Source organism: Leifsonia sp. YAF41 (genome assembly GCF_052113185.1).
In the GTDB taxonomy this organism is placed as follows: Bacteria; Actinomycetota; Actinomycetes; order Actinomycetales; family Microbacteriaceae; genus Cryobacterium.
The window spans coordinates 44,936-59,558 of the sequence record NZ_JBFRCS010000006.1; the positions used below are offsets into that span (position 1 = coordinate 44,936).

15 protein-coding genes are annotated in these 14,623 nt (G+C 66.4%); 10 read left to right on the plus strand and 5 right to left on the minus strand.

Going from position 1 to position 14,623, the window contains the following annotated elements; translation table 11 throughout:
* Positions 1–94: 94 nt before the first annotated feature.
* The 4 genes from AB4Y63_RS07095 to AB4Y63_RS07110 are packed head-to-tail and all read left to right on the plus strand — an operon-like array spanning position 95 to position 3,373.
* Complete coding sequence (locus AB4Y63_RS07095; RefSeq protein WP_441790475.1) at positions 95–850, plus strand: ABC transporter permease; 756 nt, start codon at positions 95–97, stop codon at positions 848–850.
* The gene (locus AB4Y63_RS07100; RefSeq protein WP_441790348.1) at positions 847–1,947 is read left to right on the plus strand and encodes a sulfate/molybdate ABC transporter ATP-binding protein; all 1,101 of its coding nucleotides are present in this window, start codon (positions 847–849) and stop codon (positions 1,945–1,947) included. The genes AB4Y63_RS07095 and AB4Y63_RS07100 overlap by 4 nt, the downstream gene beginning before the upstream one ends.
* Before the next feature lie 55 nt (positions 1,948–2,002).
* Positions 2,003–3,121, plus strand: coding sequence for a GTP 3',8-cyclase MoaA (gene moaA / locus AB4Y63_RS07105; RefSeq protein ID WP_441790349.1), 1,119 nt, complete (start codon positions 2,003–2,005; stop codon positions 3,119–3,121).
* A 6-nt stretch (positions 3,122–3,127) separates the two neighbouring features.
* Positions 3,128–3,373 (plus strand): MoaD/ThiS family protein, encoded by a 246-nt coding sequence (locus AB4Y63_RS07110; RefSeq protein WP_441790350.1) that lies wholly within the window; start codon positions 3,128–3,130, stop codon positions 3,371–3,373.
* A gap of 33 nt (positions 3,374–3,406) precedes the next feature.
* Here AB4Y63_RS07110 and AB4Y63_RS07115 read toward each other — a convergent pair whose 3' ends face one another.
* The 5 genes from AB4Y63_RS07115 to AB4Y63_RS07135 form a co-directional block, all read right to left on the minus strand.
* On the minus strand, positions 3,407–4,630 hold the full coding sequence (locus AB4Y63_RS07115; protein WP_441790351.1) for a ThiF family adenylyltransferase: 1,224 nt from the start codon (positions 4,628–4,630) through the stop codon (positions 3,407–3,409).
* A 98-nt stretch (positions 4,631–4,728) separates the two neighbouring features.
* The gene (locus AB4Y63_RS07120) at positions 4,729–5,157 is read right to left on the minus strand and encodes a molybdenum cofactor biosynthesis protein MoaE (protein WP_441790352.1); all 429 of its coding nucleotides are present in this window, start codon (positions 5,155–5,157) and stop codon (positions 4,729–4,731) included.
* Complete coding sequence (gene moaCB, locus AB4Y63_RS07125; RefSeq protein WP_441790353.1) at positions 5,150–6,190, minus strand: bifunctional molybdenum cofactor biosynthesis protein MoaC/MoaB; 1,041 nt, start codon at positions 6,188–6,190, stop codon at positions 5,150–5,152. The genes AB4Y63_RS07120 and moaCB overlap by 8 nt, the downstream gene beginning before the upstream one ends.
* Positions 6,187–7,437, minus strand: a complete 1,251-nt coding sequence (locus tag AB4Y63_RS07130) for a molybdopterin molybdotransferase MoeA (protein WP_441790354.1) — start codon at positions 7,435–7,437, stop codon at positions 6,187–6,189. The genes moaCB and AB4Y63_RS07130 overlap by 4 nt, the downstream gene beginning before the upstream one ends.
* Positions 7,438–7,494: 57 nt before the next feature.
* Complete coding sequence (locus tag AB4Y63_RS07135; RefSeq protein ID WP_441790355.1) at positions 7,495–8,139, minus strand: hypothetical protein; 645 nt, start codon at positions 8,137–8,139, stop codon at positions 7,495–7,497.
* 121 nt (positions 8,140–8,260) lie between these two features.
* Between AB4Y63_RS07135 and AB4Y63_RS07140 the strand changes: the two genes are divergently transcribed.
* Genes AB4Y63_RS07140 through AB4Y63_RS07165 form a run of 6 tightly spaced genes read left to right on the plus strand, consistent with a single transcriptional unit; the run spans position 8,261 to position 14,608 of the window.
* Positions 8,261–9,124 carry an FAD binding domain-containing protein gene (locus AB4Y63_RS07140; protein WP_441790356.1) on the plus strand — a complete coding sequence of 288 codons (864 nt, stop codon included), beginning with the start codon at positions 8,261–8,263 and terminating at the stop codon, positions 9,122–9,124.
* A gap of 49 nt (positions 9,125–9,173) precedes the next feature.
* Positions 9,174–9,746 (plus strand): (2Fe-2S)-binding protein, encoded by a 573-nt coding sequence (locus AB4Y63_RS07145; protein ID WP_441790357.1) that lies wholly within the window; start codon positions 9,174–9,176, stop codon positions 9,744–9,746.
* Positions 9,743–12,136 (plus strand): aerobic carbon-monoxide dehydrogenase large subunit, encoded by a 2,394-nt coding sequence (locus AB4Y63_RS07150; protein WP_441790358.1) that lies wholly within the window; start codon positions 9,743–9,745, stop codon positions 12,134–12,136. Before AB4Y63_RS07145 ends, AB4Y63_RS07150 begins: the two co-directional genes overlap by 4 nt.
* Before the next feature lie 36 nt (positions 12,137–12,172).
* On the plus strand, positions 12,173–13,084 hold the full coding sequence (locus AB4Y63_RS07155) for an XdhC family protein (protein WP_441790359.1): 912 nt from the start codon (positions 12,173–12,175) through the stop codon (positions 13,082–13,084).
* Positions 13,068–13,688 (plus strand): nucleotidyltransferase family protein, encoded by a 621-nt coding sequence (locus AB4Y63_RS07160; RefSeq protein ID WP_441790360.1) that lies wholly within the window; start codon positions 13,068–13,070, stop codon positions 13,686–13,688. Before AB4Y63_RS07155 ends, AB4Y63_RS07160 begins: the two co-directional genes overlap by 17 nt.
* Positions 13,685–14,608, plus strand: a complete 924-nt coding sequence (locus AB4Y63_RS07165; RefSeq protein ID WP_441790361.1) for an AAA family ATPase — start codon at positions 13,685–13,687, stop codon at positions 14,606–14,608. The genes AB4Y63_RS07160 and AB4Y63_RS07165 overlap by 4 nt, the downstream gene beginning before the upstream one ends.
* The last annotated feature ends 15 nt before the right edge of the window (positions 14,609–14,623 follow it).

Here is a 14,623-nt window from a genome sequence, read left to right on the forward strand (position 1 = left end):
GTCCCGAACACAGCGGCCCCGCTCACAGCGGCCCCGCTCACAGAGGTCACGCACGCCGAGCGGGAGGATCCCGCGGTCGTTGAGCGTCATCGCGATGCTCGGCCTGGTTCTGCTCATCCTCCCGATCATTGGGCTGTTCAGTCGAGTCGACTGGGCAGGGTTTCCGGCCGCCGTCACCTCACCTGATGCCCTCGAGGCCCTCGGGTTGTCCCTGCGCACGGCAACTGCTGCAACAGTGGTGTGCCTGGTTCTGGGGATTCCGCTTGCGTTGCTCATTGCACGCAGCGGGTCCCTGCTCGCCGGGGTGCTCCGGGCTCTGACGACCCTCCCGCTCGTCCTGCCGCCACTGGTCGGCGGTATTGCCCTGCTCTATCTCCTGGGGCGCAACGGCCTGATCGGGAGCTCCCTGGCCCTCGGGCTGGGCATCCGCATTCCCTTTACCACGAGTGCGGTCGTGATCGCACAGTCATTCGTCGCGCTGCCGTTTCTCGTGATCACCCTGGAAGCGACGCTGCGCGCAATCGGAACCCGATTTGAAACCGTGGGTGCGACGCTCGGCGCTTCCCGGTGGATGGTGTTCTGGCGGATTACGCTTCCGTTGGCGATGCCGGGGCTCGTCGCCGGAACCGTGCTGTGCTTCGCCAGAGCGTTGGGCGAGTTCGGCGCGACGGCATTGTTCGCGGGCAACGCGGCCGGGGTCACGCGCACCATGCCGCTGGCGATTTACACAGCGTTCAACGGCGCCGGCGTCACACAGGATTCGGCCATCGCTCTGTCGGTTCTCCTCGTGGCCGTCGCCATCGTCATCCTGTTCTTCATGCGCAGTTGGCGAACGGATGCGCCCCGGTGAGCGTCGTGCTCGAGGCGCAGCTCCTCGTGCGGCGCGGTGATTTCATCCTCGACGCGGCAATTCACGTCGAGTCAGGGGAAGTCCTTGCGTTCCTTGGACCGAACGGGTCGGGAAAAACGACATTGCTCGCCGCACTTGCCGGGCTGATTCTTCCGGACGCCGGCACTGTGACGGTCTCGGGGCGTCTCCTGACCCGGGTCAGCGAAGGGACCCGGCCGGTGTCGGTCGTTCCTGAACGCCGAGCAGTCGGGCTGCTCGGCCAGGAGGCGCTCCTCTTCCCACACTTGGATGCGCGAGACAACGTCGCATTCGGTCAGCGGGCGCACGGCCAAACTCGCTCCATAGCCCGGCAGGATGCAATGGACTGGCTGGCTGCGGTGGGATTGGAGGGACTGGAGGAGAAGAAGCCGACCGAACTCTCCGGCGGGCAGCAGCAACGGGTCGCGCTCGCGCGTGCTTTGGCTGCGCGTCCCGACCTGCTGCTTCTGGACGAACCGATGGCCGCCCTCGATGTGCAGACGGCGGCCCGGATGCGTCAGCTGCTGAGCGAGCGGCTGGCCGACCGCACGATCGCGACTCTGCTGGTCACCCACGATGTGCTCGACGCGATCGTGTTGGCCGACCGCATTGCCATCCTCCACGACGGAAAGATCATCGACGCCGGGCCGACGGCACGGGTGCTGGGCGAGCCGCGCAACCAGTTCACGGCGGCGTTGGCTGGGATCAACTTATTGAACGGCGTCGCAGAGCCTCCCGGAGTTCGGCTGCCGGACGGCCGCTGCTTCATCGGATGTGCTGACGCAGGTGTGTTGCCTGCCGCCGGTGCGGACGTCGCGCTCGTTTTCCGCCCGGCCGCGGTCAGTGCGTCGCTCACCGAGCCGCATCCGTTCGAGTCAACCGGTCAGCACACCAACTGCTGGGAGGCGACCGTCCTCTCGCTGGAGTCCGGTATCGGGGGAGTCCGGGTCCGGATGGTTGAAGACCCACACCTCGTCGTGGAGTTGGCACCAGCCAGAGTCGCCGAACTCGGTCTGCGCGCGGGGGTGCACGTCTGGCTGTCCGTCGCGGCCGACGATGTCGTGCTTTTCTCCCGCTGAGGTGGTCGACGAATTCAAAGCTCGCATTTTCGGGCAGGGGGTTTAGGGTGAGGCCATGACGGACACCCGAGTGCGTGTATCGACACCGTTCTTCTTCCGCGACGTGTCGGATATCCCGGTTGCGAGAGACCAGCCGACCGGCACGGTCGTTGATGCCCGGAACCGTCCGCTCCGGGACCTCCGCATCTCTGTCACCGATCGCTGCAACTTTCGTTGCGTCTATTGCATGCCGAAAGAGATCTTCGGTCGGGATTTTGCTTTTCTGGAGCGGGACGAACTCCTGTCATTCGAGGAGATCACCCGGCTCGCCCGAATCGCCGTTGCACACGGGGTTCAGAAGATCCGTCTCACCGGCGGCGAGCCCCTCTTGCGCAAGGGAATCGAGGAGCTGATCGGTATGCTCGCCGCGGTGAAGACGCCGGATGGAGGTGCGCTCGACATCGCATTGACGACCAACGGCGCGGCCCTCGCCGTCAAGGCACAGGCGTTGAAGGACGCGGGCCTGACACGGATCACCGTTTCGCTGGACTCGCTCGACGATGCGACCTTTCGAATGATGAACGACGTGAATTTTCCCATCTCCCGCGTTCTCCGCGGCATCGAGGCCGCGCACGAGGTCGGCCTCGGACCGATCAAGATCAACATGGTGGTCAAGCGCGGCCTGAACGATCAGGACGTGGTGGCGATGGCGCGCCATTTCAAAGGCTCACCGTACATTCTGCGCTTCATCGAATTCATGGATGTGGGCAGTAGCAACGGGTGGAAGATGGCTGAGGTGGTTCCCTCGAGCGAAGTGGTCAGCCGTATCGCCGCCGAGTTTCCGCTCGAAGAGGTCGCCCCGAACTATGGCGGGGAGACATCGGCGAGATGGCGCTATCGCGACGGGTCTGGGGAGATCGGTGTGATTTCAAGTGTCACGGCGTCGTTCTGTGGGTCCTGCACGCGGGCGCGCGTCTCGGCCGAGGGGAAGCTGTTTACCTGCCTGTTTGCGACGGACGGCCATGATCTCCGTGCATTGATGCGTGCGGGCTGTTCGGACGAACAGCTGTCGGCCGTCCTGGCGCAGATCTGGCGGGACCGGTCCGATCGCTACTCCGACTTGCGGAGCGCGACCACGCGCCACACCGAAGCGAAGGGGCGGAAGAAGATTGAGATGTCCTACATCGGCGGGTGAACGAGCATGATCGTGCAGATCAGATATTTCGCGGCTGCTGCCGATGCTGCGGGCTGTGAGGAGGAAGGGCTCGTCGTTGCGGATGAGTCCACGCTGGGCGCACTGATGACGCTCCTGGGCGAGCGTTACGGCCCGGAAATGCAGAAGGTCGTGACGTCCGGATCATTCCTGATCGACCGGGTGGTTCGCCGGGATCCTGACTTTCCACTGTCGGCCCGGATTGACGTGCTGCCGCCGTTCGCCGGAGGGTAACGAGCTCAGTCGTGCGAGTTCAGCCGTGTCGGCTCAGTACCGGGTCATCGAGGGGTCGATCGTCGCCGCGAAAGCATCGATGCCGCCTTCCAGCTCCTGCACGTTCTGCACCCCATGGGCGCGCAAGACAGAGGATGCGCGTGTGGCCCTGCTGCCGTGATGGCAGTAAACGACGACCGGGATATCCATGCGAATACGTGCGAGTGATGCCTCGATCGTGGCGAGGGGGATGAGCTCGGAACCGGCGATGCTGACGATCTCGGACTCGAACTGTTCACGAACGTCGACGAGTTGCAGGGGCTCAGAACCGGCCATCCGCAGCGACAGCTCGAGCGGAGTGATCGAATGAGTTGTCGCCCGCCCGTCGGTTGCGAGCCCGTCATCCGTCTGAACGATGTGGCAGAAGAGGTCGTAATTGATCAATTCGGTGATCGGCTCGGCGTCCGGGGTCGAGCTGTAGCACAGCTCCCGGTAGCGACCGGTGAGTGCGTCGTAGGTGGTGATCCTGCCGAGCAACGGTTCACCGAGTCCGGTGAGCAGTTTGATCGTCTCGGTCGCCATGATCGAGCCGATCGCGGCACAGACGCTCGGCAGCACCCCGCCGTCTGAGCAGGACAGAACATCGCCGGCATCGGGCGGCGTGGGAAACAGGTCGCGGTAGTTGGGTCCAAAGCCGGCGAACGCAACGCCGGCTTGGCCGCTGTACCGCAATATCGCGCCCCAGACCAATGGCTTCTGGGCGATCGCCGCAGCGTCGTTGGTGAGATAGCGTGTGGCGAAATTGTCGCTGCCGTCCATGATCAGGTCATAGCCGGAGATGATCTCCAGCGCGTTGCCGGCCTCCAGGCGCATCCGATGCCGGTTCACCGTCACGGCCGGGTCGATCGCCGAAATGGCGTCGGCGATCGAGTCGACTTTGCTGCGGCCGATGTCCGTGACCCCGTGCACGACCTGGCGGTGCAAATTGGAGAGCTCGACGACATCCGAGTCGATGACACCGATCGTGCCGACCCCGGCGGAGGCGAGGTAGGGGATGCTCGCGCTTCCGAGGCCGCCGGCGCCGACGACGAGTACCCGGGCGTGTGCAAGCCGACGTTGTGCGATTTCTCCGAATCCAGGCAGAAGCAGCTGGCGGCTGAATCGCGCCAGGCGGTCCGCGGCCAACGGTGGGCCGGGTTCCACGACGGCGGGCGGTCGCATCATTGGTGCCACCGCCGCAGCTGTGCCTTCCCGTGAACGCAGGGTTCTTGAATCCACAGAGACCTCCAGAGAGTCGCCAATGTCGCCATCCTAAGCTCATCGCCTGTATCAGGCAGGTCCGTGAGTCGGAGAGGGGGCGACCCGCTTGCTGTGACCTATTCTGCGGAGGCGTCGAGTCCGACCCACTCCGGAGCGCCGGCGGGGAAGCGCTGGCGTTTCCAGATCGGAACGGACTGCTTGATCAGCTCGACGAGCTCGGCGCAGGCGGCGAAGGCCTCGGCCCGGTGCGGTGCGGCGACCGCGGCGACCAGCGCGATGTCACCGATCAGGAGGGAACCGGTGCGGTGGATGGCGGCGACGCGCAGACCGGTCTGGCCGGCAATGCGCTCGCAGCATTCGCGGAGCACGCGTTCGGCTTCGGGATGCGATTGGTAGTCGAGCGCGGTGACCTCGCGCTCCTGGTCGTGGTTGCGCACAATCCCTTGGAACGAAACGACGGCACCGTTTTCGGGTGAGAGCACGAAGTCATCAACCACGGCCGGATCAATGGGCGTGGCTGAGATCGCCGCGAAGACCTCAATCATGTGCAGACTCCTCGTGCGCTGGCTCCACGTGGCGTGCCGATCCGGACACCTGGTCGACCAGATGGTCGAGCACCGGATCGAGCACCTCAAGACCGTCGCGCACCCCGCCGGGCGAACCGGGCAGATTGATCACGACCGTGCGCCCGGCCGTACCGGCCAGCCCGCGGCTGAGCGCCGCCATCGGCGTGGCCTCGGATCCCCGACGCCGCAGCGCCTCTGCGAGGCCCGGCAGCTCGCGGTCGAGCAGGTCCGCGGTCGCCTCTGGCGTCGCATCCGTGGGGGAGACACCCGTGCCCCCGGTCGTGATGATCACGGCCGGCTGGGCGTCCACCGCTTCGGCGAGGGCGCCGGCCATGCCGGCATCCGACACCATTGAGACGGCCGCGGTTTCGTATCCGTGCCGGCGCAGCCAGCTGGCGATGACCGGCCCGGTCGTGTCTTCGCGCTCGCCGGCTGCGCCACGGGTCGAAGCGACGATGACGCGCGCGGTGCGCCCAGCGGCGCCACGGGTGCGGGCCGAGACCGGAGCATCGGAAGCAGCGTGCCCGGTACTGCGCTGCCACAGACTGCGCTGCCAGTTTCCGCGCTTGCCGCCGCTCTTCTGCTCCAGGCGCACCTCGGTGAGCATCGCGGCCGGGTCGACCGCCTTGACCATGTCGTGCAGGGTGAGCCCGGCAACGGTCACCGCGGTCAGCGCCTCCATCTCGACACCGGTCTGTCCGCGCGTCCGCGCCACCGCCTCGATCTCGATCGAGTCCTCGCCGAGTTCGAAGTCGACCGTCACCGAGGACAGCGCCACCTGGTGGCACAACGGGATGAGCTCTGAGGTTTTCTTGGCGCCCGAAATACCGGCGACGCGTGCGGTGGCAAGCACGTCGGCCTTGGGCAGGCCCTCGGCGCGCACCAGCGCGAGCACCTCGGCAGTCGTCACGAACCGGGCCCTGGCCACCGCCATCCGGGCCGTCTCGGCTTTCTGGCCCACATCGATCATGCGCGCCCGCCCGTCGCCGTCCAGATGAGTCAAGTCGGTCATAGTGCCCACACTCCTACATCCTGCCCCGCGGCAAGGTCGGTGATCCCCCGGGGGATGTCCAGGAGTACGTCCGCACGGGCCATCGCGGCCACGAGGTGTGAGCCAGCCCCGGCCACGATCTCGACCGTGCCGTCGTCGAGCATGCGCCCGCGCAGGAACTGCCGTTTTCCGACGACGGATGCCACCGGCCCCGCGAGCCGCCGGGTTGTCGGCGGCAGGGCGGTCAGGCCGGCCGCCCGGCGGAGGATCGGCCGGAGGAACACGACGAACGAGACCTGGGTGCTCACCGGGTTTCCCGGAAAGCAGACGACCGGCACCCCGTCGACGACCGCGGTCGCCTGGGGTCCGCCCGGCTGCATGTCGACGTGGCCGACGACCGCACCGAGCGGTTCGAGCGCCTCGCGCACAACCTCGTATGCGCCCTGGGAGACGCCGCCCGACGTGACAACGAGGTCCGCCGCCCGGGTCGCGCGCGTGAGAATGCTCAGGAATTCGCCGGTGTCGTCACTGCTCGACTCCGCGAGCACCAGCTCGGCTCCGGCCTCCGTGACGGCGGCGGACAGTGCGACGAGGTTGGCGTCGAAAATCTGGCCCGATGCCAGGGCGGCACCGGCCGGAGCGAGTTCGGCTCCGGTCGTGATGACGGCGACCAGCACCCGTCGAAGCACCAGGACTGAATTCTGCCCGCCCGCCGCGAGCGCGGCCAGATGCCGGGGTGCCAGACGCAGCCCGCCCGGCAAGAGCAACTCACCGCGGCGCAAGTCGCTGCCACGTTCCCGCACGAAGTCTCCGGCGCCACGCGGAGTCGTGATGGTGACGGATGCGCCGACGAGCGTTGAGCCTCGGTCGGTCGAGCCCGGGTCGGCGAAGCCTGGATCAGCACTGGGTCGGGTGTCTTCGACCGGAACCACGCAATCGGCGCCGTCTGGCACGATCGCGCCGGTCATGATCCGGGTCACGGTGCCGGGCTCCAGCGCCGGCGGCTGCACATGGCCGGCCGGAATGTCTCCGGTGACCGTCAGGGTCACCGGCGCGCCGATCAGATCGGCTGCCCGGGCGGCGAAACCGTCCATCTGCGAGTTTCGGAACAGGGGCAGGTCGACAGCTGCCAACACGTCGATCGCCGTAATCCGGCCGAGCGCGTCGGAGAGCGGCACGGTCTCAGTGCCAGTTCCGGTACCGGCGAGACCAAGCGGCCCCGTCAGCAACCGTTCGATCGCGCGGGCATGCTCATCGACACTTGTCATTGTCACCTGCTCGGTCGGCGTAAGCGGATCATCCTGTCAGAGTAGACCAACGCCGAATCAGACGGCCATCGCGGCCATGGCCGTGATCATGCAACTGGAGCACGCAAGCTGGAACGCTCCGTCCGGCGAGTGACGCCGTATCTCCGGCACACTCAGCACGGCAGTGCAGAACGCCCACGCCACGAGGACCAGCCAGATCATCGCCCCTCCGGCCAGGGCCAGGTGGGATCCGCCAGAGTGAACCCCTCCGAGCTGTGCCACCGAAGTGAGCTGCGCCGAAGTGAGCTGCGCGGAAGTGAGCTGAACTGAGGTGAGCTGCGCCGCCGCACTGTGCACCGGCATGAGCAGTACCGCCGCTGCCATGAAGGCGATATCGATGACGGTCGCGGCCACGGTCGTCCTCTGAGCGTGCCCCAGTGGCCGTCGGCGTCTAATTCGCACCGCGGCAACGCCGGCCACAACCAGAAGCAGAACGGCAATCGTCAGCGAAGCCGCGGCGAAGGGGGAGAAGCCGGGCATGAGCAGCGCGCCGAGCATGATCGCACCCGTCCCGACCATGCCGGTCGTACCGACCGTCCCGATCGTGCCCAGCCCAGCGGAGACGCGCAGGGGGGAACTCCGATGTCGTCCGACGGCCGCCGTCATGCCCCCGACGACGAGCGTCACCGCAATAATCGTCGGGAGTGCGCTGTCCGCTGCCATTCGCGACATCCTTCGCTCAGAGGCATGTTGACATCCCGGATGCCTCGAGGCAAGCTGTGCCATAATTGAGAGAACCTCAGTTCATGGCGGTGCTCACCGAGGAGCCGCCGAGGAGGTCACTGTGCAAATTCCGGCTCCATTCGATTACGCCAGAGCGACTACGGTCGCTGATGCTCTCGCTCTCCTCGAACGTCATGGCCCTGAGTCGCGGGTCATTGCCGGCGGGCACAGCCTGCTGCCGATGATGAAGCTCAGACTGGCCAGACCAGAGTGGCTGATCGACATCAACGACCTGTTCGAACTCGATTTCATTCTGCGCGACGGCAATCAGTTGCGCGTGGGCGCGATGACCCGCCACGCGACGCTCCTCGAGTCCGCGGAGATTGCCGGGCTCTTCCCGATCTTCGCCGATGCTGAGCGCGTGATCGCGGACCCCGTGGTACGCAACCGCGGAACGATCGGTGGGTCGCTCTGCCAGGGGGACCCGGCGGAGGACCTCTCAACCGTCTGTGACGTCCTGCGCGGGGAGGCCGTGATCCAAGGGCCCGGCGGCGAACGGATCCTTGCGATGAGCGAGTTCCACAAGGGACCCTATGAAACCGCGGTGGGGCAGAACGAATTGCTGTGTGAAATCCGCTTCCCGATCCGTCCGCGGTCCGGAAGCGCCTACGAGAAGGTCGAGCGCCGTGTCGGCGACTGGGCGATTGTGGCGGCCGGAGCGGCGGTCTCACTCGCGGAGGACGGCACTATTGACGACGTCGCCATCGGCCTCACCGCGGTCGGAGTCGAGGGAACCATTGCCCCGGCCGAAACCGTACTGCGAGGCGAAAAGCCCCGTGAAGAACTATTCGTCGAAGCCGGCCGCCTCGCTGCCCTCGCCAGTAATCCGGTCGCCGACCAGCGCGGGCCGATCGAGTACAAGCGTCACTTGTCTGACGAACTGACCCGCCGGGTGCTGCGCCGCGCGTGCGAGCGCGCGGCCTGATTCCCGTCTCCGACGTCCCCGTCACCGATAACCCAGGAAGGCTAAGCCGATGCAGATCAGCATGACCGTGAACGGCTCCGACGTCACGAGCGAGATCGAGCCTCGCGTGTTGCTCGTTCATTACATTCGCGACGTACTCGGGATGACCGGCACACATTGGGGATGTGACACCACCAACTGTGGAACCTGTGTTGTGCTGATGGACGGTCAACCCGTGAAGTCGTGCACCGTGCTTGCGGCCATGGCCGACGGGCATGCGATCACCACCGTCGAGGGACTGGCAATCGGAGGCACCCTCGATCCTGTGCAGCAGGGGTTCATGGAGGAACACGGCCTGCAATGCGGGTTCTGCACGCCAGGCATGATGCTGACGTCCCGTGCCCTGCTCGACGCCAACCCGCATCCGACCGACGCCGAGATCCGTGAGGCCATTTCCGGTCAGATGTGTCGGTGCACCGGTTACGCCACCATCGTTCGCTCCGTGCAGTGGGCGGCCGAACATCCCCAGAGAATTCCCGAAACGGATGAGACGGCCGAGACGGTGGAGATGGCCGTGACAGACGAAATGGTCGAGATACACGAACGCATCGCGGACGCTACCGGAGAAGAAGTAGGCGCATGACTATTGCAAGGGAGCACCCGGCCAACCCGGCGGCCGGTGATGCAGATCGCCCGATCGGGTATGGCCGCATCCAGCGTAAGGAAGACCCACGGTTCGTCCGGGGCAAGGGTCACTATGTCGATGACATCGTGCTTCCCGGCATGCTGCACGGCGTCATCCTGCGTTCGCCCGTCGCGCACGCCCGTCTGGTCTCGATCGACACGAGCCGGGCGCTGGCCCACCCGGGCGTGAAGGCTGTCATCACCGGCCAAGATCTGCTCGGCCTGAACCTCGCCTGGGCGCCCACGCTGTCCGCCGATGTGCAAGCCGTGCTCGTCACTGACAAGGTGCGGTTCCAGGGGCAGGAGGTCGCCTTCGTCATCGCCGAGGACCGCTATGCCGCCCGGGACGCTGTCGAGCTCATCGATGTCGAATACGACGTGTTGCAGCCGATGACGGATGCCCGGCGAGCGTTGGACCCCGACGCGCCCGTCATCCGCGACGAAATCGAGGGCAGAACCGACAACAAGATCTTCGAGTGGGAAGCGGGAGACGCGGCCGCGACCGACGCGGTCTTCGCCTCGGCGGAAGTCATCGTGTCCCAGGAGCTCGTCTACCCGCGCGTGCACCCGGCGCCCATGGAAACCTGCGGCGCCGTCGCGGACTTCGAACCGATCGACGGCACGTTGACCCTGTACGAGACGTCGCAGGCCCCGCACGCCCACCGCACGTTGTTCGCGATTGTCGCCGGTATCCCCGAGCACAAGATCCGCATCGTTTCACCGGATATCGGGGGCGGCTTCGGCAACAAGGTGGGCATCTATCCGGGGTACGTTCTCGCCGTCGTCGGCTCGATCGTCACGGGCAAACCGGTGAAGTGGGTCGAAGACCGGTCAGAGAACCTGATGTCCACGTCGTTCGCCCGCGATTACATCATGCAGGGCGAGATCGCGGCCACGAAAGAGGGAAAGATCCTCGCGGTGAGAACGAATGTGCTCGCCGACCACGGCGCTTTCAACGCCACGGCCCAGCCCTCGAAGTATCCGGCCGGCTTCTTCCACATCTTCACCGGCAGCTACGACCTGCAAGCGGCACACTGCACGGTGACGGGCGTGTACACGAACAAGGCGCCGGGCGGTGTCGCTTACGCCTGCTCGTTCCGGGTCACGGAAGCCGTGTACCTCGTCGAACGGCTGGTCGACATGCTCGCCCACAAGCTTGAGATGGACCCCGCGGAGCTGCGACTGAAGAACTTCATCAAGCCGGAACAGTTCCCGTACCCGAACAAGACCGGGTGGGAGTACGACTCCGGCAACTATGAGCGGGCGATGCGCCTGTCGATGGAGATCGCCGGGTACGACGAACTCCGGCGGGAGCAGAAGGAGAAGCGCGAGCGCGGTGAACTGATGGGCATCGGCATCTCGTTCTTCACCGAAACCGTCGGAGCCGGCCCGCGCAAACATATGGATATTGTCGGCCTCGGTATGGCGGACGGCGCCGAACTCCGCATCCATCCCACCGGCAAGGCCGTTGTGCGCATCTCCGTTCAGTCCCAGGGGCAGGGGCATGAGACGACATTCGCCCAGATCGTTGCCGAGGAGATCGGCATCCCGCCAGAGGACATCGACGTCGTGCACGGTGACACCGACCAGACGCCGTTCGGGCTGGGCACCTACGGGAGCCGGTCGACCCCCGTCAGCGGTGGCGCCGTCGCCCTCGTCGCCCGCAAAGTGCGGGAGAAGGCGAAGTTCATCGCCGCGGCCATGCTCGAGACACGCCCGGAAGACCTGGAATGGGAGAAGGGCCGCTGGTTCGTCAAGGGGGACCCAAGCGTCGGAAAGACCATCGCTGAGATCGCGATGGGAGCACACGGAACGGTGACGCTGCCCGAAGGCATCGACGGAAATCTGGACGCTGAGGTGACCTACGACCCGCCGAATCTGACCTTCCCGTTCGGGGCCTACATTTGCGTCGTCGACGTCGACCCGGGGACCGGCCACGTGAAAGTGCGGCGATTCATCGCGGTCGACGACTGCGGAACCCGGATCAACCCGATGATCATCGAAGGCCAGGTGCACGGCGGCCTGACCGACGGCGTGGGCATGGCGTTGATGCAGATCATCGAGTTCGACGAAGCGGGCAACAATCTCGGCGGCTCGTTCATGGACTACCTCATCCCCACCGCGACGGAGGTGCCGAACTGGGAAACCGGCTTCACCGTGACCCCCTCACCGCACCACCCGATCGGAGCCAAGGGCATCGGCGAGTCGGCCACGGTCGGCTCACCTCCGGCAATAGTCAATGCAATAGTCGATGCCCTGTCGCCCCTCGGCGTCACGCACATCGACATGCCCTGCACACCGGCACGAGTGTGGGAGGCCATGCAGGGCCGAGCACGGCCGCCGGTCTGACATGGCAGTTCTGACAGGGCTGTGTGGGGTGGGACGATGACGGGAGTAGCGGCAACGAGAGAAACTCTCACCGAGAGGGCACAGGAACTCGCCGCACGTCGCGAGCCTTTTGTGCGCGCCACCGTGGTTCGCGCGCAGCATCCGACGAGCGCGCAGGCCGGCGATACCGCCCTGGTGAATGCGAACGGGGACATCGACGGGTTCGTCGGCGGCAATTGCGTCGAAGCCTCGGTGCGTGTGTACGCGCTGCAGGCCCTCTCCACTGCGGAGCCGCTCCTGCTCCGCATTGTGCCTGGGGAACCGTCCCACCGTGAGGAAGAGGGTGCCGTGGAAGTCTCGAACCCCTGCCTCAGCGGAGGCGCGATCGAGATATTCCTGGAACCCCGGCTACCGGCGCCCCGGGTGCTCGTTGCGGGGGAGACCCCCATCGCGCAGGCCCTGGCGACATTGGGGTTGGGCCTGGGGCTCGACATCGAACTCACCACGGGCACTGCCGCAGCGCCTCAGGCCGACGACGCCGCCTTCATCGTCGCTTCGCACGGCAAGGACGAGGAGCCGGCATTGGTGGCGGCGCTCGCCGCGGGGGTTCCCTACGTCGCGCTCGTAGCAAGCGAGGTCAGAGGGGCCGCCGTGCTGGCCTCCCTCGACGTCGACGAGGAGCAGCGCGCACGCGTGTTCAGCCCGGCCGGGCTGGAGTTGGGCGCCCGTACGCCGGGCGAGATCGCACTGTCGATCCTGGCCCAGCTGGTCTCCGAGCGGGCCAGGAACCGACCGGCGAAGCCCGCACCGACGGTTCCCACCGCGATCGACCCGGTCTGCGGGATGACCGTCGCGGCCGTGGAGTCGACGATCCACATCGAACGGGACGGCGTCACGACGTATTTCTGTTCAGAAGGATGCCGCACAAGCTTCCTCGCCCATCCGGAGCAGTATGCCGTCGCGTCCTGAACTGAGGGTCGCCGGTCTCGTCCTGGCCGCCGGGGCGTCCCGCCGATTCGGCAGCCCGAAGCAACTTCTTCCCTATGGCGACGGGGTTCTCCTCGACGCCGCGCTGGAGACCGCCAGGAACAGCGGTTTCGACCAAATTGTCCTCGCGCTCGGCGGGGCTGCCGCCGAGGTGCGGCAGACGGTCGACACCCACGACGTCGATGTGGTCGAGAATCTCGACTACGACACCGGATGCTCGTCATCGATCGCAACGGCCATCCCGGCCCTGCATCCGCAGACCGATGTCCTCGTGCTCCTGCTCGGCGACCAACCCGGGGTGCGCCCGGAAAGCGTGCGCCACCTGCTCGACGGGCGCGGGGAGTCGAGCATCGCGGTGTGCCGCTACGAGAATGGTGTCGGGCATCCGTTTGCGTTCGCTCGCTCCGAACTTCCGACGTTGGCCGCGCTGCACGGCGACAAGGCCGTGTGGAAACTTCTCGAGCAGCGAGCGGCCGAGGTCACCGAAGTGCCCATTGACGGGGCGGTCCCGCTGGACGTCAACACCCAGGAGGATTACGAGCAGGTTCTCGCACTGCGGGCCGGAGCAGAGCGGAGCACCCGATGAGCGGCCCGGCGCGCGTGGGCGCGGAAGACGACGTGCGTCGACTCATCCCCGACGTCGCCACCCTCCAGGAGGCGCTGGCTGCAGGCGACTACCTGGCCGACGTCGGGCTGGCAACGGCGTTGTTCCTGGCTGTGCGCCTGCCGCAGCCGATCCTGCTTGAGGGCGAACCCGGGGTCGGCAAGACCGAGGCGGCGAAGGCACTGGCCCGGGTACTCGACACGCCACTGTTCCGGCTGCAGTGCTACGAGGGAATCGACGCCGGGGAGGCGCTCTACGAATGGAACTACCCCCGCCAGATGCTGGGGATCCGGCTGGCCGAGGTGCGGGACATTCAACTAGAGGAAACCGAACTGTTCGGGCCGGAGTATCTGCTGCGCCGGCCGCTGCTTCAGGCGATCGAGCATCACGGTCCGCGCCCGGCCGTTTTACTGCTGGACGAGATCGATCGGGCCGACGCCGAATTCGAGGCCTTCACATTCGAGCTGTTGGCCGAGGCGGCCGTGACGATTCCCGAGCTGGGGACTGTTCGGGCGGCGCATCCGCCGATTATGATCCTCACCAGCAATCGCACCCGGGATCTGCATGACGCGCTGACCCGTCGTTGCCTGTACCACTGGATCGATTACCCCGGGCCCGCACGGATCGCCGAGATCGTGCGGAGGCGGGTGCCGAGCAGCGCCGAGTCCATCGCACTCGAGGCCGCGTCGGCCATCACGAAGCTGCGCTCCCTGGACCTGGTCAAACCTCCAGGGATCGCCGAGGCCATCGACTGGGTGTCGGCGCTCACGGTACTCGGCGTCGACCGCCTTGACGCGCAGACCGTCGACCAGACCTGGGGGACCGTTGTGAAGAACCGCGATGACCTCGAACTGGCCGTGGCGCGCGGGGCCGACTGGCTCGTGGGGGCTGGCCGTGGGTGAGACTGCTGCCAGGGG

What these genes read in the sequence shown, in the direction of transcription:
- AB4Y63_RS07160 (WP_441790360.1), top strand. Translation starts at nt 13,068, where the DNA reads ATGCCGTCGCGTCCTGAACTGAGGGTCGCCGGTCTCGTCCTGGCCGCC.
- AB4Y63_RS07130 (WP_441790354.1), bottom strand. Translation starts at nt 7,437, where the DNA reads ATGACAAGTGTCGATGAGCATGCCCGCGCGATCGAACGGTTGCTGACG.
- moaCB (WP_441790353.1), bottom strand. Translation starts at nt 6,190, where the DNA reads ATGACCGACTTGACTCATCTGGACGGCGACGGGCGGGCGCGCATGATC.
- AB4Y63_RS07095 (WP_441790475.1), top strand. Translation starts at nt 95, where the DNA reads ATGCTCGGCCTGGTTCTGCTCATCCTCCCGATCATTGGGCTGTTCAGT.
- AB4Y63_RS07135 (WP_441790355.1), bottom strand. Translation starts at nt 8,139, where the DNA reads ATGGCAGCGGACAGCGCACTCCCGACGATTATTGCGGTGACGCTCGTC.
- AB4Y63_RS07120 (WP_441790352.1), bottom strand. Translation starts at nt 5,157, where the DNA reads ATGATTGAGGTCTTCGCGGCGATCTCAGCCACGCCCATTGATCCGGCC.
- AB4Y63_RS07145 (WP_441790357.1), top strand. Translation starts at nt 9,174, where the DNA reads ATGCAGATCAGCATGACCGTGAACGGCTCCGACGTCACGAGCGAGATC.
- AB4Y63_RS07155 (WP_441790359.1), top strand. Translation starts at nt 12,173, where the DNA reads ATGACGGGAGTAGCGGCAACGAGAGAAACTCTCACCGAGAGGGCACAG.
- AB4Y63_RS07165 (WP_441790361.1), top strand. Translation starts at nt 13,685, where the DNA reads ATGAGCGGCCCGGCGCGCGTGGGCGCGGAAGACGACGTGCGTCGACTC.
- moaA (WP_441790349.1), top strand. Translation starts at nt 2,003, where the DNA reads ATGACGGACACCCGAGTGCGTGTATCGACACCGTTCTTCTTCCGCGAC.
- AB4Y63_RS07150 (WP_441790358.1), top strand. Translation starts at nt 9,743, where the DNA reads ATGACTATTGCAAGGGAGCACCCGGCCAACCCGGCGGCCGGTGATGCA.
- AB4Y63_RS07110 (WP_441790350.1), top strand. Translation starts at nt 3,128, where the DNA reads ATGATCGTGCAGATCAGATATTTCGCGGCTGCTGCCGATGCTGCGGGC.